The sequence below is a fragment of the Shewanella canadensis genome, from assembly GCF_003966225.1.
Classification (GTDB): Bacteria; Pseudomonadota; Gammaproteobacteria; order Enterobacterales; family Shewanellaceae; genus Shewanella; species Shewanella canadensis.
Genome location: NZ_RXNU01000005.1, coordinates 377,724 through 397,672 on the forward strand (window position 1 = coordinate 377,724; position 19,949 = coordinate 397,672).

The 19,949-nt window shown below is 45.3% G+C and carries 20 protein-coding genes and 1 pseudogene; 17 read left to right on the forward strand and 4 right to left on the reverse strand.

Annotated features, from left to right (window positions below; translation table 11 throughout):
* The first annotated feature begins 5 nt into the window (after nucleotides 1-5).
* The 15 genes from EKG38_RS12205 to EKG38_RS25400 all read left to right on the forward strand — a co-directional run bounded on the left by EKG38_RS12205 (nucleotide 6) and on the right by EKG38_RS25400 (nucleotide 12,159).
* Nucleotides 6-392 carry an ACT domain-containing protein gene (locus EKG38_RS12205; protein WP_126520520.1) on the forward strand — a complete coding sequence of 129 codons (387 nt, stop codon included), beginning with the start codon at nucleotides 6-8 and terminating at the stop codon, nucleotides 390-392.
* A 36-nt stretch (nucleotides 393-428) separates the two neighbouring features.
* The gene (locus EKG38_RS12210; protein ID WP_012142758.1) at nucleotides 429-686 is read left to right on the forward strand and encodes an HPr family phosphocarrier protein; all 258 of its coding nucleotides are present in this window, start codon (nucleotides 429-431) and stop codon (nucleotides 684-686) included.
* Between the two features lie 176 nt (nucleotides 687-862).
* A complete protein-coding gene (gene ptsP, locus EKG38_RS12215; RefSeq protein ID WP_126520521.1) occupies nucleotides 863-2,563 on the forward strand; it encodes a phosphoenolpyruvate--protein phosphotransferase in 1,701 nt (566 codons plus the stop codon).
* 71 nt (nucleotides 2,564-2,634) lie between these two features.
* A complete protein-coding gene (gene crr, locus EKG38_RS12220; protein WP_126520522.1) occupies nucleotides 2,635-3,144 on the forward strand; it encodes a PTS glucose transporter subunit IIA in 510 nt (169 codons plus the stop codon).
* A gap of 402 nt (nucleotides 3,145-3,546) precedes the next feature.
* Nucleotides 3,547-3,891, forward strand: a complete 345-nt coding sequence (locus EKG38_RS12225; protein ID WP_126520523.1) for an ArsC family reductase — start codon at nucleotides 3,547-3,549, stop codon at nucleotides 3,889-3,891.
* Complete coding sequence (dapE, locus tag EKG38_RS12230) at nucleotides 3,888-5,018, forward strand: succinyl-diaminopimelate desuccinylase (protein ID WP_126520524.1); 1,131 nt, start codon at nucleotides 3,888-3,890, stop codon at nucleotides 5,016-5,018. Before EKG38_RS12225 ends, dapE begins: the two co-directional genes overlap by 4 nt.
* Nucleotides 5,012-5,695, forward strand: coding sequence for a M15 family metallopeptidase (locus tag EKG38_RS12235; RefSeq protein WP_126520525.1), 684 nt, complete (start codon nucleotides 5,012-5,014; stop codon nucleotides 5,693-5,695). Before dapE ends, EKG38_RS12235 begins: the two co-directional genes overlap by 7 nt.
* A gap of 46 nt (nucleotides 5,696-5,741) precedes the next feature.
* On the forward strand, nucleotides 5,742-6,578 hold the full coding sequence (locus EKG38_RS12240) for an alpha/beta fold hydrolase (RefSeq protein WP_126520526.1): 837 nt from the start codon (nucleotides 5,742-5,744) through the stop codon (nucleotides 6,576-6,578).
* A gap of 309 nt (nucleotides 6,579-6,887) precedes the next feature.
* Entirely contained in the window at nucleotides 6,888-7,496 is a 609-nt protein-coding gene (gene can / locus EKG38_RS12245; protein ID WP_126520527.1) for a carbonate dehydratase, read from the forward strand.
* A 304-nt stretch (nucleotides 7,497-7,800) separates the two neighbouring features.
* Entirely contained in the window at nucleotides 7,801-8,985 is a 1,185-nt protein-coding gene (gene kdnA / locus EKG38_RS12250; protein WP_126520528.1) for an 8-amino-3,8-dideoxy-alpha-D-manno-octulosonate transaminase KdnA, read from the forward strand.
* A gap of 68 nt (nucleotides 8,986-9,053) precedes the next feature.
* Nucleotides 9,054-10,124 (forward strand): 3-deoxy-alpha-D-manno-octulosonate 8-oxidase KdnB, encoded by a 1,071-nt coding sequence (kdnB, locus tag EKG38_RS12255; RefSeq protein WP_126520529.1) that lies wholly within the window; start codon nucleotides 9,054-9,056, stop codon nucleotides 10,122-10,124.
* 82 nt (nucleotides 10,125-10,206) lie between these two features.
* Nucleotides 10,207-10,944 carry an 8-amino-3,8-dideoxy-manno-octulosonate cytidylyltransferase KdsB gene (kdsB, locus tag EKG38_RS12260; RefSeq protein ID WP_126520530.1) on the forward strand — a complete coding sequence of 246 codons (738 nt, stop codon included), beginning with the start codon at nucleotides 10,207-10,209 and terminating at the stop codon, nucleotides 10,942-10,944.
* A gap of 41 nt (nucleotides 10,945-10,985) precedes the next feature.
* Nucleotides 10,986-11,222: a DUF2897 family protein gene (locus tag EKG38_RS12265; protein WP_126520531.1), complete on the forward strand. Its 237-nt coding sequence runs from the start codon at nucleotides 10,986-10,988 to the stop codon at nucleotides 11,220-11,222.
* Between the two features lie 254 nt (nucleotides 11,223-11,476).
* Nucleotides 11,477-11,914 (forward strand): LOG family protein, encoded by a 438-nt coding sequence (locus EKG38_RS25395; protein ID WP_342775841.1) that lies wholly within the window; start codon nucleotides 11,477-11,479, stop codon nucleotides 11,912-11,914.
* Nucleotides 11,915-11,919: 5 nt separating this feature from the next.
* Nucleotides 11,920-12,159, forward strand: a complete 240-nt coding sequence (locus tag EKG38_RS25400; protein ID WP_342775842.1) for an LOG family protein — start codon at nucleotides 11,920-11,922, stop codon at nucleotides 12,157-12,159.
* A gap of 126 nt (nucleotides 12,160-12,285) precedes the next feature.
* Here EKG38_RS25400 and EKG38_RS12275 read toward each other — a convergent pair whose 3' ends face one another.
* From EKG38_RS12275 to dapA, 4 genes are all read right to left on the reverse strand, one after another.
* Nucleotides 12,286-15,381 carry an efflux RND transporter permease subunit gene (locus tag EKG38_RS12275; protein WP_126520532.1) on the reverse strand — a complete coding sequence of 1,032 codons (3,096 nt, stop codon included), beginning with the start codon at nucleotides 15,379-15,381 and terminating at the stop codon, nucleotides 12,286-12,288.
* Nucleotides 15,378-16,463: an efflux RND transporter periplasmic adaptor subunit gene (locus EKG38_RS12280; protein WP_126520533.1), complete on the reverse strand. Its 1,086-nt coding sequence runs from the start codon at nucleotides 16,461-16,463 to the stop codon at nucleotides 15,378-15,380. The genes EKG38_RS12275 and EKG38_RS12280 overlap by 4 nt, the downstream gene beginning before the upstream one ends.
* Before the next feature lie 264 nt (nucleotides 16,464-16,727).
* Nucleotides 16,728-17,849 carry an NlpB/DapX family lipoprotein gene (gene bamC / locus EKG38_RS12285; protein ID WP_126520534.1) on the reverse strand — a complete coding sequence of 374 codons (1,122 nt, stop codon included), beginning with the start codon at nucleotides 17,847-17,849 and terminating at the stop codon, nucleotides 16,728-16,730.
* Between the two features lie 3 nt (nucleotides 17,850-17,852).
* Nucleotides 17,853-18,737 (reverse strand): 4-hydroxy-tetrahydrodipicolinate synthase, encoded by an 885-nt coding sequence (gene dapA, locus EKG38_RS12290; protein ID WP_126520535.1) that lies wholly within the window; start codon nucleotides 18,735-18,737, stop codon nucleotides 17,853-17,855.
* Between the two features lie 298 nt (nucleotides 18,738-19,035).
* Here dapA and EKG38_RS12295 point away from each other — a divergent pair, with 298 nt between their 5' ends.
* A complete protein-coding gene (locus EKG38_RS12295) occupies nucleotides 19,036-19,575 on the forward strand; it encodes a glycine cleavage system transcriptional repressor (protein ID WP_126520536.1) in 540 nt (179 codons plus the stop codon).
* A gap of 22 nt (nucleotides 19,576-19,597) precedes the next feature.
* A pseudogene (gene bcp / locus EKG38_RS12300) lies at nucleotides 19,598-19,933 on the forward strand (thioredoxin-dependent thiol peroxidase); the annotation flags it as partial.
* Between the last annotated feature and the right edge of the window lie 16 nt (nucleotides 19,934-19,949).

Here is a 19,949-nt window from a genome sequence, read left to right on the forward strand (position 1 = left end):
TACCCATGGCGCGAATGACTCTAGCCGTTCATTCTCAACTCTATAGCATTCACAGCTTCAGCCCTGACGCTTCGATTGCAGCAGAGATATTCCAACAAGAGATGTTTTTTGTTGGAAAAACCAAAGATGAGTTATCCGTGGTCGTTCCCGCAGAACTTAATCTCGATAGTCTCGAAGAGGAGAGTAACTGGCGCTGCATCGAAGTGATAGGTCCGTTAGGCTTCTCTATGACGGGAATTCTGGCCAGCGTATCGGGTGCTTTGGCCGACGCAGACATTAGTATCTTTGCTATTTCGACGTTCGACACCGATTACATCTTAGTTAAGAAAGATAAATTATCTAAGGCTATCATCGCTTTAAAAAAGAAAAACTATCAGATCACGGAATATTAGTTTATTCCGTTCAAACTATTTAAGAGTATTAATCCTATGTATGAAAAATCAGTCACTATTACCGCCAAGCATGGTATTCATACTCGCCCGGCTGCGCTGCTTGTCAAGGAAGCCAGAACCTATGACTGTGATGTTCTGGTGGAATGTAATGGTAAACAGGCGAGTGCTAAAAGTTTATTTAAGTTACAAACCTTAGGTTTGTACCATGGGATGACAGTAAAAGTGCTGGCAGATGGACCTCAAGCGGAGCAAGCCGTTGAGAAAGTATCTGAACTATTAATCACACTTAGCTAATTGACCCTCGGTTCCATCTACAAAGCTTCGCTTCAAAAACACGAAAACTCCAAGCCCGGCTGACACTTAACTCCCAACTCTGATCATAAATGCCTCCCACCTCAAAAGTGTGAATCTTGCACTTTGAAGGAGTTTGCGTATATTACACTGTAACTTGTCTTATACAGGAATTGAGTATGTCCACTTCGGGAATAGTAGTTTCACCCGGCATCGCATTTGGCCAATCGAGAATACTGCATCAACATAGCACTGAATTAGACTATCAACTCCTTCCTTTATCCAATGTAAAAGCGGAACAAATAACGTTATCTCACGCTATCGCACAACTGTTACAGCTATTACAGACCGGATTACACAGACTCGAAGCCGATTGCGACAATTACCAACTGATTGAAGCCGATATTTTACTACTCGAAGATGAAGAGTTAACTCATCAACTGTTAACCAGCATAGGCGAGCAACAGTTTACCGCCAGTGTGGCAGTACAGCGGGTCTTTGCTCAACAGGCTAACCAAATGCTAGCCATGGAGGACCCTTACCTGGCTAACAGAGCCGAAGATGTCCTCTGCCTCGGCAGTCGCTTAATCGCGGCCATCAATGGCAGCTTAGAACATGATCTTGAAAACTTAACTTACCCCACCATATTGCTCGCCACAGACTTAACCCCCGCCGAATTTGCAACGCTGCCGTTAGATAAGATAAATGGCATTGTATTGAAAACTGGTGGCCTCACGAGCCACACGGCTATCTTAGCCAGAAGTGCTGGGATCCCGGCACTGCTCAGTTGTGATTTCGACGAAGAACTGACCAACAATCAACAAATAGCACTCGATGCATTATCTGGCCAGCTGCATGTGAATCCAGACCAAGAGGTTATTAACCGTTTAGAACGGATCGGATCGGAAGATAAGTTAAGAAAGAGTAGATTACAAAAATTTAAAGATCTTCCTACCGAAACCCGCGACAAACATAGAATTTCACTTTTGGCGAATGTGGGTTCTTTAAGTGATATAAGCCATGTTTCTGATGTGGGTGCCGACGGCATAGGATTATTCAGGACTGAGTTCATGTTGATGAACGCAAGCCACATGCCCAGTGAAGATGTTCAATACGGCCTTTATTGTGATGCCTTACAACTGCTCGATGGCAAAACGTTTACCATCAGAACATTTGATATCGGGGCAGATAAAGAACTTCCCTGCCTTTCTCTCCCTCAAGAAGTGAATCCGGCATTAGGATTTCGTGGTGCACGCTACTCCCTCGCTCATACGGATCTGTTTAAGAGTCAATTAAAGGCGGTACTTCGCGCCGCTAACCATGGCTGTATCAGGCTGATGTTTCCGATGATAAATCAAGTTGAAGAGTTAGATGAGCTCTTTAACATGATTGAGGAGTGTAAAACGGAGCTGATAGAGGATGAACGGGGCTTCGGTGAATTAAGTTATGGAATCGTAGTTGAAACCCCATCGGCAGTGTTAAACCTGGCTTCCATGTTACCGTTTTTGGATTTCATCAGTATCGGAACCAATGATCTTACTCAATACTCGATGGCCGCAGATAGAACCAACCCCGATTTAACCAAAATCTACCCCTCTTTATCTCCCTCAATTTTAAAGCTGATCAAGATAACCATCGATACAGCAAAAGAGGCGAGTATTCCGGTCTCACTTTGTGGCGAACTGGCGAGCAACCCACTCGTTGCGCCTATTCTTATCGGAATGGGAATCGATGAATTAAGTGTAAATTTAAACTCACTACTGGAACTGAAATCGACAATTTGTAATAAAGAACTTGCCACTTATATCAAATGCAGTGAAGAAGCATTATTGATACAACGCATAGATGAACTAAATCATTACGTATCGCACTGTTACTAGTGAAGATTATTGAGTATGCTTGTCAAAATAAAAATTATAGCGAATAACACTATTTGTACTAGGGGATAAAAATGGGATTTTTAAGCCGTATCAGACGTTTAATGTCGGGGCAAACCAACCTAGTTGGCGGAATTGATGTTTTTGCTCCCGTTTCAGGCGACATTGTCGCCATTGAGAAGGTTCCCGATGTCGTCTTTGCCGAAAAAATTGTCGGTGATGGCCTGGCCATTCAACCAAAAGGTCACTTGATTGTCGCTCCCATCGACGGAACCATCGGGAAAATATTCGAAACAAATCATGCGTTCAGCATCGAATCGCCTCAAGGGCTCGAACTATTTGTCCATTTCGGTGTAGGCACAGTAGAGCTGCGTGGTAATGGATTTAAACGTCTCGCCGAAGAGGGGCAAGTCGTTAAGGTGGGTGAGCCTATTCTTGAGTTCGACCTTGCGTACCTTAAAGAGCAGGTAGAGAGTCTGCTCACCCCTGTAGTACTGGCTAATATGGAAGATATCCGCTCATTGGATAAACGTCAGGGCTCCATAGAAGCAGGCAAAGACGTGATTTTCTCGGTAGAACTCTGATACTTATTGCGGTTTATTCTATTTGACAGAATGAGCCGCCCTATCCTCCCTATTATGCAGCCAGTTTGACCAGCGAATGCTCTCTCTATCTCCCGTCAGCTGCAATAAATAATAGCCAACGCCCCAAAGCCCTCTATATCATCCTTCTCCTGCTTGTCATCCAGCCATATCTAGGCAATAAGTCATTTAAAAAGCGATTGAAAAATAGTTGTTCCATACGATGGCGCGTTAATTAAACATTGCCAATTACGTCATCGCCAATGTTTATCTTCATGAAAAAAGTTCAGCTATTCACGCTAACAGAACTTGAGACATCAAGGAGGCAATGACACAATGCATTAAGAATACTAACGACAATAACCTACCCGGCGTACTCAACGCGCCATTAACGGAGATAACACCTTGACGCTTTTCGGCATAAAAAATTGTGATACGGTCAAAAAGGCCCGTAAATGGATTGAAGCCAACGATCTTACTATTCCTTTCCATGATTTTCGTGTTGATGGCCTGACTAAAGATCAAGTTGCGACTTGGGCTGCCTATTTAGGTTGGGAAATCCTGTTCAACAAGCGCAGCACCAGTTATAGAAATCTCAGCGATGAAGACAGATCCAATATTGATGAAGCGAAGGCCATCGAGTTGATGCTGACACATCCGACATTGATCAAGAGGCCCGTTTTAGTCACCAATGATAAAGTCATGGTAGGCTTTAAAGAAGCCGAATATAAAGCGTGGTTTAACCTATGAGTCAGGATGTATTAACCCTTGCCCAAGATCTTATCTCTCGAGAGTCTGTCACCCCCTTAGATAAAGGCTGCCAACAACTGATGGCCGAACGGTTGAGTGCCAAAGGCTTCGACATCGAATCTATGGTCTTTGATGATACAACCAACACGTGGGCAAGACGTGGTAATAGCGGGCCCCTGTTCTGTTTTGCGGGTCACACCGATGTGGTTCCCGTGGGCGATCTGAACCGCTGGCATACCCCTCCTTTCGATCCCGTCGTTATCGATGGATACCTTCACGGCCGGGGCGCCGCGGATATGAAAGGCTCACTCGCGGCGATGTTGGTTGCCACCGAACGTTTTGTAGAGAAGCACCCGGATCATAACGGCTCAATCGCCTTTCTCATTACCAGTGATGAAGAGGGGCCATTTATCAATGGCACAACTCGGGTCATAGATACGCTTGAAGCACGTAACGAGAAAATAACCTGGGCATTAGTCGGTGAACCGTCTTCTACCCATAAGCTGGGTGATATCGTTAAAAATGGCCGCAGAGGCAGCTTAACCGGAAACTTAACGGTAAACGGCATCCAAGGTCATGTGGCTTATCCTCACCTTGCCGATAATCCAATTCACAATGCGGCCCCAGCGCTCGATGAGTTGGCCCGTATGAAGTGGGATAATGGCAACGAATTTTTCCCGCCAACCAGTTTCCAAATCGCCAATATTAACGGGGGTACCGGTGCATCAAATGTTATTCCTGGTTCACTGGAGGTCATGTTTAATTTCCGCTATTCGACTGAAGTGACCGCCGAAGAGTTGATTAAACGAGTGCTCAACATATTAGATGCCCATGGACTGGAATATGACATTAGTTGGATCTTCAATGGCCTCCCTTTCCTGACCGGAGAGGGGCCTCTACTCGATGCGACGCGAGAGGCGATAAAGCAAGTGACAGGCACTGATACCGATCCGCAAACCACTGGTGGGACATCCGATGGGCGCTTTATCGCACCGACCGGCGCACATGTCATCGAGCTTGGCCCTGTCAATGCGACCATTCACAAAGTGAATGAGTGTGTTAAAGTCGCCGATCTCGAACAGCTCGCCCTTTGTTATGAAGTCATTTTGGAAAAGCTACTTTGCTAACACCGACGACGTCGCCTTATGGCCTTGTACACGCCAATTTCGTGGACTATCAAGGCCATCTATTAGAAAGAGAAACTGCTAAAGCCCTCGAACAGATGGCGTTAGCGGCGAGTCTGGATGGAATTAAAATCAAGGTTTGCTCTGGCTACCGGGACTTTTCCAAACAGTTAAAAATCTGGAATGATAAAGCCCTGGGCAAACGAACTGTCCTCGACAAAGACTCACAACCCGTCGAGTTAACGCAAAAGAGTGATAAAGAGATCGTAGAGCTCATCATGCTCTGGTCTGCACTGCCCGGCACATCCAGGCATCATTGGGGCACCGATATCGATGTGTATGATGAAAACGGCATCGAGCGTAGTCAATTACAGCTGGTGTCATCAGAATACCTCTCTTCCGGCCCCTGTGGGGACCTGCATCGCTGGCTGGTCAAGCACGCCGGCGATTTTGGCTTCTATTTCCCCTTCCAGGAAGGCTTGAGTGGCGTCAATGCAGAACCTTGGCATTTGAGTTATTACCCAGTCTCATCTGACATTCTCAGAGCATTCGATGTTAACGCATTAGAGCAAATTCTGAACGAGGCTGAGCTCGAGCTTAAAACAGAGATCATGACCAGAATCCAATCTTTAGTCGATGAATATGTGTTTAAAGTTGCACCACCGCCAAATCTTGGTTAGCTCAATCGACTATCGACTTTCATCAATCATTAACGCAGCAGGAAATATGAATTTTTCTTCCTATAGAAATCAGATAACAGTAGATAACAAACGTCTTAGCTATTTAGATATAGGCGATGGCCCGGTGCTTTTATTTGGCCATAGTTATCTTTGGGATTCACAGATGTGGGCGCCTCAACTCGCTCACCTTTCCCGGCATTATCGTTGTATTGTTCCGGATCTATGGGGTCATGGTCATTCAGACCCGATTCCGGACAGCACGCACTCTCTACAGCATATTGCCGATCAGATGCTAACACTCATGGATACCTTGAAAATAGAGACGTTCTCGGTCATTGGATTATCTGTAGGAGGCATGTGGGGCGCTGAACTGGCATTAAAAGCACCGACACGTGTTACCACGCTCGTGATGATGGGCTGCTTTATTGGCTTTGAACCCGAGGTGTCGCGAACCAAGTATTACAATATGCTCGATATCATTAAAGCCAGCCAGGGTGTTCCTGCACCTTTGATCGAACAGATCGCTCCACTGTTTTTTGCTAAAGATGCGGCTCAAAATACCCCCGAGTTGTTTGCTCACTTCAAACAATCTCTTGCCGAATTAAACCCTGAACTGGTCGAAACACTATTCAGACTAGGCAAGATCATCTTCGGCAGACGAGATACCATGGAAGAGGTAGAAAAGCTCACTCTACCCTGCTTAATTATGACAGGTGTCGAAGACAGTGTGCGTCCGGTTCTCGAGGGATACTTGATGCATGACGCCATAGATGGCAGTGAGTATATTCATATTCCTAATGCGGGGCATATCTCCAGCCTGGAACAACCAGAATTTATCAATGAGCAACTCACTAATTTTCTAAATAAACATCTCAAGCCTTAAACGACATAACGAAATATCTATCTAAGTGAGTCATTGGTTAATGACTCACGCTATCCCTGTAGCGTAACAAGGCAACTATCCAACTTAAACGCTTTTGCCGATTTAGAGGCCACTTTTGATGATAAATAGTTACCAAAAAACCTGAGTCGCAACCGCAACAAAACCACGTTAACAACCAGATAAAGAAAAGTATTAATAATTAATTAATATTAATTGGGTATTTTACTGAATGGACCACCAAAGGTGTATTTCAATGCTATTATCTTTGTGCAATGAGGAATACCCTTACTTACTGAATTGTTGAGAAAAATGAAAATACTAACTCCCCTTTTTGAAAATAATCGCCGCTGGGCTGAACGTATCGTTAAAGAGACACCTGATTTTTTTGAACAGCTCGCGACTCAACAAAACCCTGAATATCTATGGATCGGTTGCTCCGACAGCCGCGTTCCCTCAAATCAGATCATCGACTTAATGCCCGGTGAAGTATTTGTCCATCGAAATATTGCCAACATGGTGATCCACACAGATTTGAACTGCTTATCGGTACTTCAATATGCCGTGGAAGTCCTAAAAGTTAAACATATCATGGTGGTTGGACATTATGGCTGTGGTGGGGTTAAGGCTGCAATGGGCACAGAGAGACTTGGACTCATTGACAACTGGCTTGGCCATATCAGAGATATTCACCGCCTTCACAGTAACGAGCTGAACAAGCTTGAGGGTGAAGAGAAGTTTGATCGCCTCTGTGAGCTAAACGTCATCGAACAGGTTGGCAATGTCAGTAGCACCAACATAGTTCAAGATGCCTGGGCGAGAGGGGAAAACGTATCCATTCATGGTTGGATCTACAGTATCGATAACGGACTACTGTCTGATCTGGATGTCACTGTCGATAACGATAAATTTAAACCCTAAGTTTAATGGTCAAAGGGGTAAAGGGTGTTTGCTCATTACCCATAGGGCTTTGAGTGGTGACGTTTGTCGCCACTGGCTCGATATTTTCTACCATTAGCGTTCAATCTCTAAAAAGCGAATGGCCCTTAAACTCCCCAAATTAACGGGCCTTTAGTACACGCTTTATACTATCATCGAAAAAAATACCGAAATTAACTAAATAATCCTTAATAAACATCGCAGTTTTCCGCCCATCCCAGTTATAATCCTCTAGTTATGTTTTATTTCTCGCGCAAAAAGCGCAGCGAATTCTAAGGAAATTTCCATGCCTGGTTTTGAATTATTTGGTCCTGAAGAGAAGCAGGAAGTTGCAGATGTAATGGAGAACGGTTTCACCTTCCGTTATAACTTCGATCATATGCGTAATGATCGTTGGAAGACGCGCGAAATGGAGCAGTTGTTGTGTGAAAAGATGAACGTTAAACACGCACACCTTCTATCAAGCGGTACCGCAGCTCTTCAAACGGCACTTGCCGCTGCAGGTATTGGTGCCGGAGACGAAGTTATCGTGCCTCCTTTCACGTTCGTCGCCTCTGTAGAAGCCGTATTTATGGCCGGTGCGGTTCCCATTTTTGCCGAGATAGATGAGACTCTCTGTTTGTCTCCTGAAGGCATTGAAGCCGCCATCACACCACGTACTAAGGCGGTTAACTTAGTGCATATGTGTGGCTCTATGGGCAAGCTTGACGAGATTAAGGCCGTATGTGAAAAACATGACCTTGTTCTTTTAGAAGACGCTTGTCAGGCCATTGGTGGCACCTATAAAGGTCAGGCACTGGGTACTATCGGTGACGTGGGTTGCTATTCATTCGATTCAGTGAAAACCATCACCTGTGGTGAAGGCGGCGCTGTGATCACGAACAGCGAAACTATCTACAAAAACTCTCACATGTTCTCCGACCATGGTCATGACCATGTTGGTAACGATCGTGGCGCCGAAGATCACCCAATTATGGGCTTGAACTTCCGTATATCTGAGATGAACTCAGCAATGGGTCTGGCTCAACTACGTAAACTCGATACCATTATCGATATTCAACGTAAAAACAAGCGCACCATCAAAAATGGCATAAAAGATATCGCTGAACTCTCTTTCCGCGAACTACCAGATGCCGAAGGTGATTCAGCGGGTTTCCTAACCTTTATGATGCCAACAGAAGAACGTACCATAGAGATCAACAAGAAGCTGGCTGAAAATGGCGTCGACGGCTGCTTCTACTGGTATGTAAACAACTGGCACTACCTAAGTAATTGGAAGCACATTCAAGAACTCAAGTCCTGCTCTGCCCTGCCAATCACATTAATTGAAGACCGCCCTGACTATACTAACGTGTCGGTACCAAAATCTGATGCGATCATGAGCCGAACTATCTCTATGTTGATCAAGCTATCTTGGACTGAAGAAGAGATCGCACAGCGTATCGAGAATATTAAGAAAGCCTTTGCTTAATTAACCCATACTTGTACCACGCCTTAGCTTGTCTAAGGCGTGGTCACATTTCAACGGAGAATGTTGTAATGAGTTTTAAAAATTTCAAATGCGTACCCAAGATGATTTTTGGCCGTGGTTCATTTGCCGACCTTGATAAAGTATTGGGCGAAGAACGTAAAGTTGAAGAAGATTTCGTCGTATTTCTTGTAGATGATGTCCATCAAGACAAGCCACTGGGTGGCCGTGTTCCGGTAAAAACTCATGATCTGCTTATCTATGTCAACGTAGATGACGAACCAACGACTAAGCAAGTCGATGCCTTGACTGAGCAGGTTCAAGCTTTCAGCAAAAATCTGCCTGTTAGCGTTGTGGGTCTGGGTGGCGGTTCGACACTGGATTTAGCTAAAGCCGTTTCTCTGATGCTAACCAACCCAGGTGGCTCAGCGATGTACCAAGGTTGGGACCTGATTAAAAATCCGGCGATTCACCATATCGGTATACCTACTGTCTCCGGTACGGGTGCTGAAGCGTCTCGTACTGCCGTGCTTTGTGGTCCTGTTCGTAAGCTGGGTCTAAACTCTGACTACACAGTATTTGATCAGATCATCATGGACTCAGAGCTCATCTCCGGTGTGCCAACCGATCAATGGTTCTACACGGGTATGGATTGTTATATTCACTGTGTTGAATCATTGGAGGGGACTTACCTTAACGAATTTGCTAAGGCCTTCGCTGAAAAATCGATGGATCTATGTCGTGAAGTCTACATCGACGATCATGCTGAAAAAGCCGATAAGTTGATGATGGCCTCCTATATGGGCGGAATGAGTATCGCATATAGCCAGGTTGGTGCCTGTCATGCCGTCTCTTATGGTCTGGGCTATGTATTAGGCTACCATCATGGTATCGGTAACTGCCTGGCCTTCGATGTACTCGAAGAGTTCTACCCAGAAGGCGTTGCAGAGTTCCGTAAGATGATGGACAAGCACAACATCGTGCTTCCGAAGAACATCTGTAAAGATCTTCCCGATGAAACTATCGCTAAGATGGTCGCCGTGACTAAGAGCATGGGACCACTTTGGGATAACGTTTATGGCGAAGGTTGGGAAGAGAAAGTGACCGACGAGATGCTAACTAAGCTGTTCCGCCGCATCTAGTCACCCATATGATAAGGGCTCTAATTGAGCCCTTTTTCTATAAGTAAACCCTTTTCGATTTTGTAAACCATAGGTATAACGAATGAACGTAACCCTGTTAATCCCAGCTCGCTATGGCTCAAGCCGTTTCCCTGGCAAGCCTTTGGCGCCGATTAACGGTAAGCCGATGATCCAGCATGTTTATGAACGTGCATCTTTGGCAAAAGGCTTAACCGCTATCTACGTTGCGACCGATGATGACCGCATTAAAGACGCAGTTGAAGGATTCGGTGGGAAAGTGGTCATGACGAGTCCTGACGCCGCTTCTGGAACAGATCGTATCGAAGATGCCATTACACAATTAGGCCTGAAAGATGACGATCTTGTGGTTAACCTGCAAGGCGATCAGCCCTTAATCGACCCCATCTCTATCGAACAGATCATCAGTCTGTTTGAACGTCATCCAGGCGAATTTGGGATGGCAACCTTAGGCTTTGAAATCACAGAAAAATGTGAACTTGACGATCCTAAGCACGTTAAAATGGTATTCGATAACGATTTTAATGCACTCTATTTTTCTCGTGCACGTATCCCGTTCGGCAGAGATACCAACGACCATCCTGTTTATAAACACTTAGGTGTCTACGCTTACACCAGAAGTTTTGTTTCTACATTTGCTAAGTTACCGCTCGGACGTTTAGAAGATTTAGAAAAACTTGAGCAACTAAGAGCGCTCGAACATGGCTATAAAATCAAGGTCGCTATCAGTGCTTTTGACTCACCGGAAGTTGATACACCTGAAGATATTCGTGTCTGTGAGTCTCGTTTAGCGGTCGATTAAACGACTTGGTATATTGATAGCTTGTTAATTGTGGAGTATCGATGTCAGATCTTGAAACCTGGCTCATCATCATCTTAGTGATTGGTGTGATTGCAAGTAATCTTGCAGTCTTGAAATACAGTGCCAAATATAAGATGACTCAATTTGGCAAGGGCAATAAACTTAAGCCAAAATCTAAACCTAAAGATGAGGCGGGTAAAGCTGAAAATCTCAGCGAAAACAATGCTGACAAAAGTACAGGTGTTGCCTCATCAGACAAACACAATTCTGACAAGTAGCCATCAGGTGTAAAACGTAGAAGAAGTGAAAAGGCTTATAGCTTATTCTTATTGTAGAATTAAGCTGTAAGCTTTTTTGTATCCGCCAATCAGCTCTCTATTTGAATCAAGCTTCTACCCTAACCAATAAATTATAATTGTTAATCCTGCGAATTTTATCACTCTGACCTAGACTTAGAATAAGTCGACACTCTCTTCATAATGTTTATGTTCTATCCAATGAACTATCAAAATGAGCTATCGAGTATCAAAATATGATTGATGATTTCAAAGGCGATGAGTCATGGCGTCTATTCAGGATTATCGCAGAGTTTACCGAAGGCATTGATGCCCTCTCAGATCTAGGCTTTGCCATATCGATCTTTGGTTCAGCGAGGGTCACTTCCGACAACATCTATTATGAAAAAGCAGAGCAACTGGCGCGGCGTTTAGCCCAAGAGGGATTTGCCACCATCACAGGTGGCGGCCCGGGAATTATGGAGGCGGGCAATAAAGGGGCCAATGAGTGCATGGGTAAATCTGTCGGACTGAACATTGACCTCCCCATGGAGCAGTCACCTAACCCCTATCAAAATATCTCCCTCAATTATCGTTATTTTTTCGCCAGAAAAGTCATGTTTGTCAAACACTCCATGGGGTATGTCTGTATGCCCGGAGGGTTGGGACCTTTGATGAGTTCTTCGAAGCACTGACCTTATTGCAAACTAATAAAATCTACCCCATTCCTATCGTGCTGTTTGGGAAAGATTTTTGGCAAGGGTTATTAGATTGGATGACAGCTCAGCCACTCAAGCACGGACTCATCTCAGCCGAAGATCTAGAGTTACTTACCGTAACAGATGATATTGAAGAGGTGGTAACTATCATGGTGCAGCATCGAAAGTATAAGATGCAGAAAATAAGACGTGCCAAAACGGTCTATTATCCTGAAAACTAGAAAGTTTGTAGGTTGCGGGATATACCGCTCGGCTAACCATTTACCTTTATAGAACAATTAAAAGGCCTGCCAGTTTCACTGACAGGCCTTTTGCTACTTTACACATCTAACGCTGTATTTATGTAATTACTTTATTTCTAACTCTTTTGCCAGTTCGCGTGCAACAGCTTCGGGTGAACTTGAATTTCGTGCAAATAGCGAATAGGCCACAGGGATCACGAGTAAGGTGAACATAGTGGCCAACACTATCCCCGATAGCACCACGACCCCGATAACAAATCTTGTTTCAGCTCCTGCTCCCTGAGCCAATACCAGAGGTACGGCACCGGCAGCGGTGGTGATCCCGGTCATTAAAATAGGACGTAATCTTTGCGCCGACGCCTGTACAATGGCCTTTTCGAACTCGACCCCTTTATCCCTGAGCTGATTGGCAAATTCTACGATCAAGATACCATTTTTAGCCGCCAGGCCGACCAGCATGATGATACCAATCTGGCTGTAAATGTTCAGGCTCTGTCCGGTTAACCATAAGCCAACCAAGGCTCCAAGTGTGGCCAAGGGAACGGTTAACATAATAACCATTGGATGGATGAAGCTCTCAAATTGCGCGGCCAACACCAAAAAGACAATCCCGAGTGCAAGAATAAAGACAAAATACATCGAACTGCCCGACTCCTGATAATCGAGTGACTGCCCCTTATAGCTGATCACCGCCTCGGCAGGCAGATAAGTACTCGATAGCTCATTGAGGTAATCCAGTGCTTCTCCCAGACTGTAACCGTCGGCTAAGTTTGCTTCCAATGTAATAGAGCGCATACGGTTGTATCTGTTTAGCTGACTCGCATCGGCAAACTCTTCGACACTGACTAAATTAGACAGAGGGATCAATGCCTTATTCCGGTCTGAACGAACATAGATATTCTCAAGATCCGATGCGGTATTTTGATTATCCCGATTCCCCTCGATGATGACATCATACTCCTCACCATCACGCATAAAGGTCGTCACCAGACGTGAGCCCAACATAGACTCTAATGTTCGGCCGATATGGGATATGGAGACACCAAGATCGGCGGCCCTGTCTTTATCTATGATGACCCTAAGTTGTGGCTTAGTCTCTTTGTAATCATGATCTAACCCCACCAGATTAGGGTTATCTTTAGCCTTCTCAAGGATAATATCCCGCCACCTTGCAATCTCCTCATAGCTCGGGCCTCCCAGCACAAATTGCACAGGTTTACCGACACCACGACCAAATGCTTGTCTCATCACAGGAAAGGCTCTGACTCCGGCGAGATCGGAGAGGCGACTACGAATATCCCCGGTGATCTCGAATGCACTTCTTCTTTGTTCCCAATCTTCGAGTACTATGATGGCCATACCGTTTGAGAAATTGGCGCTGCGGCCGAAACTTCTCGGTGCGCGGATAAGCAGGCGTTTTACCTCACCCGATTCCACTAGAGGCATCAATCGATTTTCAATTTCATCCATATAGGATTCAATATATTCATAACTCGCCCCTTGAGGGCCGTTAACAATGAGGAACATTGACCCCCTATCCTCTCTTGGCGCAAACTCCTGAGGCACCTCTTTAACCAGAAAGGCACTACAAGCCAGAGCAATTAATACCAGAGAGCTAACCATCAGCGGATAACGCATCAACTTAATAACCAGAGCCTGATACTGAGCCGATACATAGTTCATTCCTGCATCCACTTTCCTGACAAGCCAGGGATCGTCACCCGCGGGTTTAAGGAGCTTCGAGCACATCATGGGGCTCAAAGTCAGCGCGACGATACTCGAGAAGATCACGGCGGCGCTCATCGCAACTGCAAATTCTTTAAACAGCTTACCCAGATCGCCCTCTAAGAAGGTGATAGGCATAAATACCGCAACAAGCACGAGCGTTGTGGCCACAACGGCAAACGCGACTTCCCTCGCCCCCAGATACGCCGCCTTAAGTGGTGAATCTCCCTCCTCGATGCGGCGATGAATGTTCTCCAGTACCACAATGGCATCATCGACTACCATACCGATGGCCAATATCATGGCTAGCAGCGTCAGCAAGTTAATCGTGTAACCGAGGGCGTATAACACGATAAAGGTTGCCGTTAACGAGACGGGTACCGTTACTGCGGGGATCAGCATGGCGCGTACGCTACCTAAGAAAAGGTAGATAACCACGATAACCAGAAACATGGCAATAAAGAGAGTTTGATACACCTCCTTTACCGAGGCTTCGATGAAAACCGAGCTGTCGTATGAACGCTTTATCTCCATACCGGCAGGTAAGGTCGGGTTAATCTTATCGACAAGTGCATTAGCCGCTCTGGCAACATCCAGGGTATTGGCAGTGGATTGTTTGGAAATACCCAAACCTATCATGGCCTCACGATTCCCCCTGAAGGTGATACGCTCCTCCTCCGAGCCAATCTCAACTTTTGCGACATCGCCTAATGTTACCAGGTAACCATCATCCCCTTCGGTGAGCACCAGGTTGGTAAAATCTTCAACTGTACGAAAACTTCGTTCGACGCGAACGGTGAAATGTCTCTCTTTTGATTCGACAGAGCCCGCCGGAAGCTCAACGTTTTCAGAGCGAAGCACTTTTTCTATATCGGCCACGGTCAGATCCCGCGCAGCGAGTGCCTGTCTATCGATCCAGATCCGCATCGCGTAGACCTTACCCCCACCGATGCGAATATTGGCGACACCATCGATGACAGACAACCTGTCAGTCAGGTAACGACGTGCATAGTCGGTCAGCTGTAATGTCGTCATCTGGTCTGAGACCAAATTTAACCACATGATGACTTCATCACCACCATTGGCTTTTCGCACCTCCGGCGGCTCAGCTTCCTCGGGTAAGTTATTAAGCAAGCCTGATACACGGTCACGAACATCGTTAGCGGCGGCTTCAATATCTCTTCCAACATCGAACTCCAAGGTTACCGTGGAGCGCCCGTCCCGACTCGATGAATTAATATGGCGAATACCTTCGACGCCACTGATACGGTCTTCCACAAGCTGAGTGATACGACTCTCAACCACAGATGCGCTTGCACCTCGGTAGTTCGTTTGAATCGAGACCACAGGTGGATCAATATTGGGGTATTCTCTTAACGGGAGCTTATCGAAGGAGACGAGGCCAAAAGCGATAAGCAAAATACTAATGACGGAGGCAAAGACAGGCCGCTTTACCGACAGATCAGTTAAAATCATGCGGTAGGCCCTACCTTAGCTTCTTTTAAAAAACTAAAATTTTCACTAAATTGGACTTTAACCTTGTCTCCGGGTCGCACCTTGAGAATGCCTCGGATCACCACCTGCTCACCCAGCTCAACCCCTGTAAGCACTTCGACCCAACCGCGCTTTCTCAGCCCAAGTTCAACCTCTTTCTTAAACACTACATTTTCATCATTCACGAGATAGACATAATGTCTGTCCTGAATTGGGATGATGGCAGACTCAGGTAAGATCAAGGCTTCTCTGCTCTCCTTGATCAATTTTACTTTCATCAGCATGCCGGGTAGGAGTCGATGCCTGGCATTAGCGATCTCCGCGCGTACCGTCACGGCTCGGGTCGTTGGATTAACACGACTATCAATTGAGACCACTTGACCGGTAAACAGCTCATCGGGGAATGCTACCGCGGTAGCTTCCACATTTTTACCTATTGCTAACGACTGTAAGAAACGCTCGGGAACTGAAAAATCCAGCTTAATTATCGAAATATCATCCAGAGTGGTGATCACAGTACCCGGAGAAACCAGGCTACCCACGCTGATTTGACGCAGACCTAATCGGCCCTTGAAGGGGGCTGTAATGGTGCGATCCTTTAGCGCCGACTGCGCCTGGACCAGCTCAGCTTTCGTGGTGTCGATTAAGGTTTGAAGCCTGTCTCTTTCCAGCTCTGCAATCGTCTGGCTGGTAACCAGCGAGCGGATCCGTTCAAGTTCTCTCATATGATCACTTACGCGGACCCTTGCGACTGTTACTCTGGCAACTTGCTCTCTATCCTGTAACTGGACAAGTAAGCGTCCTTTCTCAACACTGTCACCATCGCTAAAATTAATTTTAGTCACTACCTCGGTGACTTTAGGAGTCACCGTTATTGACTCATAGGCTTTACTGGTACCGAGCGCCTCAACCTCATCCCTAACCAACTCCATAGCGGCTTTGGCTACGACAACATTAGCAATGGGTCTGGCTTTTTTTACTTTAGAGGGGGAATTGGGGGCAAACTCTTGGTAAGCAAACCAAGCTACTGAAGCCAAAATGATCATTATTATTATTTTTTTCATTAACTGTCCAAGGTACTACTTCTTTTGATATATGACAGTTTACCCTTGCGCAACACAGCATCAAGTTGTTTTACCTTTACTTACAATTAAACACATTCATTACACCAACTTAAGGTATCGGTATACTCGAACAGAGGTGAGATGATTAATGCTAACGACTGGAATAGATGCTGTATCGAGTCATTTACTCTACTGAGTCGGCTATTTAAAAATAAAAAAAAGGAGGCATTAGCCTCCTTTTAGGTTCTATTGAACTGAAACTAACTAACGAATTTTACGATCTTCTTGCATAAGCTCTGAGAAGCCTTCATACACAGCTTCGACCACTACATTATCCAAGGGTTTATCTTCTGAGTTGTGGAGGTAGATGCGTGTCTTATCTTCGCTGTCACCCTCTTTGAGTAACATTCGATAAGAACCTTCCTCAACAGGGAGTTTCTTTTCACTCCATAGTGAGCTCCAGAAGCCTGAATCATCGTTAACATTGATATAATAAAGTCCCTTATTACTGTCCATATCAACAATTTCGAAACCCATTTCCGGTAATACGATACGTAAGCGATCCCAGGTACGTTGGAAAGGTGCATCGGCTAACCAATAAGACTGTTCAGCCGCTTCTCCTTCAACACTTGCTGGTGCACCTTGTACAATATTAACGTCGATACCCAGGCTCTCTCTGAGACGTTTGGCCTTGATAGCCTGAGTGCGTTTTACACTCATATAAGCAACAGCACTATTTAACATATCAATGGTATAGCGACGTTTATCTTCGCCACTCAGGAGGATATTTTGCTGCTTACCATCAAAACTTTCTTCATGGTCAATCAAGTTTATAGCTATGTTACCACTGCGTCCATGGGGACGAACATCCACCTCAAACTGATAACGTTGACGAAGTTCATAGATCTCATCACTGCCCCAGAAGCTTGAATCGATGACCTCTTGGTTTTCTATCCAATCCGTTTCTATTAAGCCTTTGTCGTAATCTTCACTGAGGACAGTAATCGACTGACTCGCCAAATAGTTATTCAACACGGTATAGAGTTCTTGTTTCAGATCGATATCTTTATCGATGGACTCGACAACGATCTTGATGCTATCACCACTCTCTTCTACATGAGTGCCTTCCGCCATGGGTAACACTTGCAATGGCGGTCTGATATCCAAAAGCTTACCAACCAATTTGTCATCGGCCTTCGAATTAAGCTTTGGAATATCAAATTCCTTACTATAAGTCGGAGTATTTAACCCTTCTGGAATGGTCAAAGCGGGTTGTACTTTAACATTGGTATACTCGTCCCCACCGTTCGCTTGTCTGCGTTCGATCGGTGAACTACAGGCCGTCACTGCGGCGATGAGTACTAAAGGAGTCACTTGCTTTAACATCTATTATTTAACCTCAATTCGAGCATTTTTCATTGCATCTAACAACAGACCATGAAACTCGGTAGAAAGTTCCGTTAAAGGTAAACGGATTTCGCCCTGGCTGATAAGCCCCATTCGATGAACTGCCCACTTCACAGGTATTGGATTCGCTTCGCAAAACAGAGCACTGAATAACCCCTTGATTGAATCTTCGGCCGCCATCGCGGCCTGAAGATTACCCGCTAACGCAGCGTCACACATCATTTTAAACTGTTTCGGTACTATATTATTAGCAACGGAAATGACACCATCGCCGCCCAGAGTCAGAAACTCTCTGGCCGTTGCGTCATCGCCACTATAGAGAAGAAAATCATCTCCACACAGCTCACGCAGACGTTTAACGCGACTAAGATCACCGGTAGCTTCTTTGACACCGATAATATTTGGCACTTCAGCCAATTCAGCCACTGTCTCGGGTAACATATCGACAGCGGTACGACCCGGTACGTTATAGAGTATTTGAGGAATATCAGTACTCGCTGCAACGGCTTTATAATGCGCGATGATCCCTTTAGGGCTAGGTTTGTTGTAATAAGGAGTCACACCCAACATAGCGGCGACTCCCAATTTAGACTGGGCTTTGGTTAGCTCTATAGCTTCGGCCGTTGCATTTCCGCCATTCCCGCCAATTACAGGTAATCTACCCGCGGCAAATTTAACAGTCTGAGATACGACTTCGATATGCTCAGGAATAGGTAAAGTAGCAGATTCACCTGTGGTGCCTACGGCAACGATGGCATCTGTACCTTCAGCAATATGGTACTCAACTAAATTTTCAAGACTTTTGTAATCTACTGAGCCATCACTATTCATTGGTGTGATTAAGGCTACGATGCTTCCGTTTATCATGTGACTTCCCCAAGAATTCAGGATTCGCTATGGTACTGATGCTAACAGCTAAAAACAAGCATTTCAGCGTTTGGTTAGCGTTAAGACTTTTTCATCATGAAAAGTATTCAACACCCTCAATGTTAGATAGAGCCAATCCGATTCAATATGCAGACCACAGAGCCTAACACTTTGGAGACACCAAGGGATAAGATGGGGATCTCATCTTGCGCAACTTATGGTAACATTAGCGGCTGTTATTAAACGTGGTGTTACATATTACGTTTTTTCTAATAATTCGAATAGATAAGGAGAATTCATGTCCAACCATCTTGTTGTTACTGCGCTGGGTGCCGATCGCCCTGGAATTGTCAGTAAATTTGCAAGACTTGCAAGTGAATGTGACTGCGATATTGTCGATAGTCGAATGGCCTTATTTGGTAACGAATTCACATTAATCATGATGCTATCCGGCTCTTGGGCTTCAATCACTAAGGTGGAAACGAATCTTCCGAGCCTCAGTGTCGAACTCGAATTGATGACAGTGATGAAGCGAACCTCGAAGCATACAGCTCAAAATTACATATCCAGACTCGAAGTCACTTTCAGCGGTAGCAACCAACGCGGCACCATGAAGAAGATAACTCAATTTCTTGCCGACCGCTCCTTGGATCTGGCAGCCGTGAGATCCCACGCCGATGAGGATGATCAAGGCGACCCGTCCCAAAACGTTTTCCTCACCATTAATGTTCCAGAGAAAGTTGATCTGGATAAATTAGAAACCAGCATTAATGAACTCGCTGATGAGGTGGCGTTAGACTGCACAATCAAGCGTATGCAAGGCATAACATCAAAATAATCGAGACCGCACAGGAAAACCAATGAACACACTGATAAAAGGCGACTCAGCCCCTCTTTTTGAGCTGAAAAACCAAGACGACCAGCTTATCTCACTATCACAATGCCTTGAGAGCGGTCCGGTACTCGTTTATTTTTACCCGAAAGCATCGACTCCAGGCTGTACTGTACAGGCCTGTGGGCTGAGAGACAGTAAAAAAGCGCTCAATACGTTGAATGTGACGGTATTAGGCATTAGCCCTGATCCTGTACCTAAACTCAGCCGTTTTGCCGAGAAACAGGAACTGAATTTCTCCCTGTTAAGCGATGAAGACCATGCTATTGCAGATGCATTTGGGGTATGGGGCGAGAAAAAGTTTACCCTTGATAAAGTTT

Bases quoted from the DNA above. Each gene is read 5' to 3' on its own strand.
- EKG38_RS25395 (WP_342775841.1), top strand. From the start codon at position 11,477: ATGATTGATGATTTCAAAGGCGATGAGTCATGGCGTCTATTCAGGATT.
- dapA (WP_126520535.1), bottom strand. From the start codon at position 18,737: ATGATAAACGGAAGCATCGTAGCCTTAATCACACCAATGAATAGTGAT.
- bamC (WP_126520534.1), bottom strand. From the start codon at position 17,849: ATGTTAAAGCAAGTGACTCCTTTAGTACTCATCGCCGCAGTGACGGCC.
- EKG38_RS12205 (WP_126520520.1), top strand. From the start codon at position 6: ATGGCGCGAATGACTCTAGCCGTTCATTCTCAACTCTATAGCATTCAC.
- EKG38_RS12275 (WP_126520532.1), bottom strand. From the start codon at position 15,381: ATGATTTTAACTGATCTGTCGGTAAAGCGGCCTGTCTTTGCCTCCGTC.
- EKG38_RS12240 (WP_126520526.1), top strand. From the start codon at position 5,742: ATGAATTTTTCTTCCTATAGAAATCAGATAACAGTAGATAACAAACGT.
- EKG38_RS12210 (WP_012142758.1), top strand. From the start codon at position 429: ATGTATGAAAAATCAGTCACTATTACCGCCAAGCATGGTATTCATACT.
- can (WP_126520527.1), top strand. From the start codon at position 6,888: ATGAAAATACTAACTCCCCTTTTTGAAAATAATCGCCGCTGGGCTGAA.
- EKG38_RS12280 (WP_126520533.1), bottom strand. From the start codon at position 16,463: ATGAAAAAAATAATAATAATGATCATTTTGGCTTCAGTAGCTTGGTTT.
- EKG38_RS12265 (WP_126520531.1), top strand. From the start codon at position 10,986: ATGTCAGATCTTGAAACCTGGCTCATCATCATCTTAGTGATTGGTGTG.
- kdnB (WP_126520529.1), top strand. From the start codon at position 9,054: ATGAGTTTTAAAAATTTCAAATGCGTACCCAAGATGATTTTTGGCCGT.
- crr (WP_126520522.1), top strand. From the start codon at position 2,635: ATGGGATTTTTAAGCCGTATCAGACGTTTAATGTCGGGGCAAACCAAC.
- kdnA (WP_126520528.1), top strand. From the start codon at position 7,801: ATGCCTGGTTTTGAATTATTTGGTCCTGAAGAGAAGCAGGAAGTTGCA.
- kdsB (WP_126520530.1), top strand. From the start codon at position 10,207: ATGAACGTAACCCTGTTAATCCCAGCTCGCTATGGCTCAAGCCGTTTC.
- dapE (WP_126520524.1), top strand. From the start codon at position 3,888: ATGAGTCAGGATGTATTAACCCTTGCCCAAGATCTTATCTCTCGAGAG.
- ptsP (WP_126520521.1), top strand. From the start codon at position 863: ATGTCCACTTCGGGAATAGTAGTTTCACCCGGCATCGCATTTGGCCAA.
- EKG38_RS12295 (WP_126520536.1), top strand. From the start codon at position 19,036: ATGTCCAACCATCTTGTTGTTACTGCGCTGGGTGCCGATCGCCCTGGA.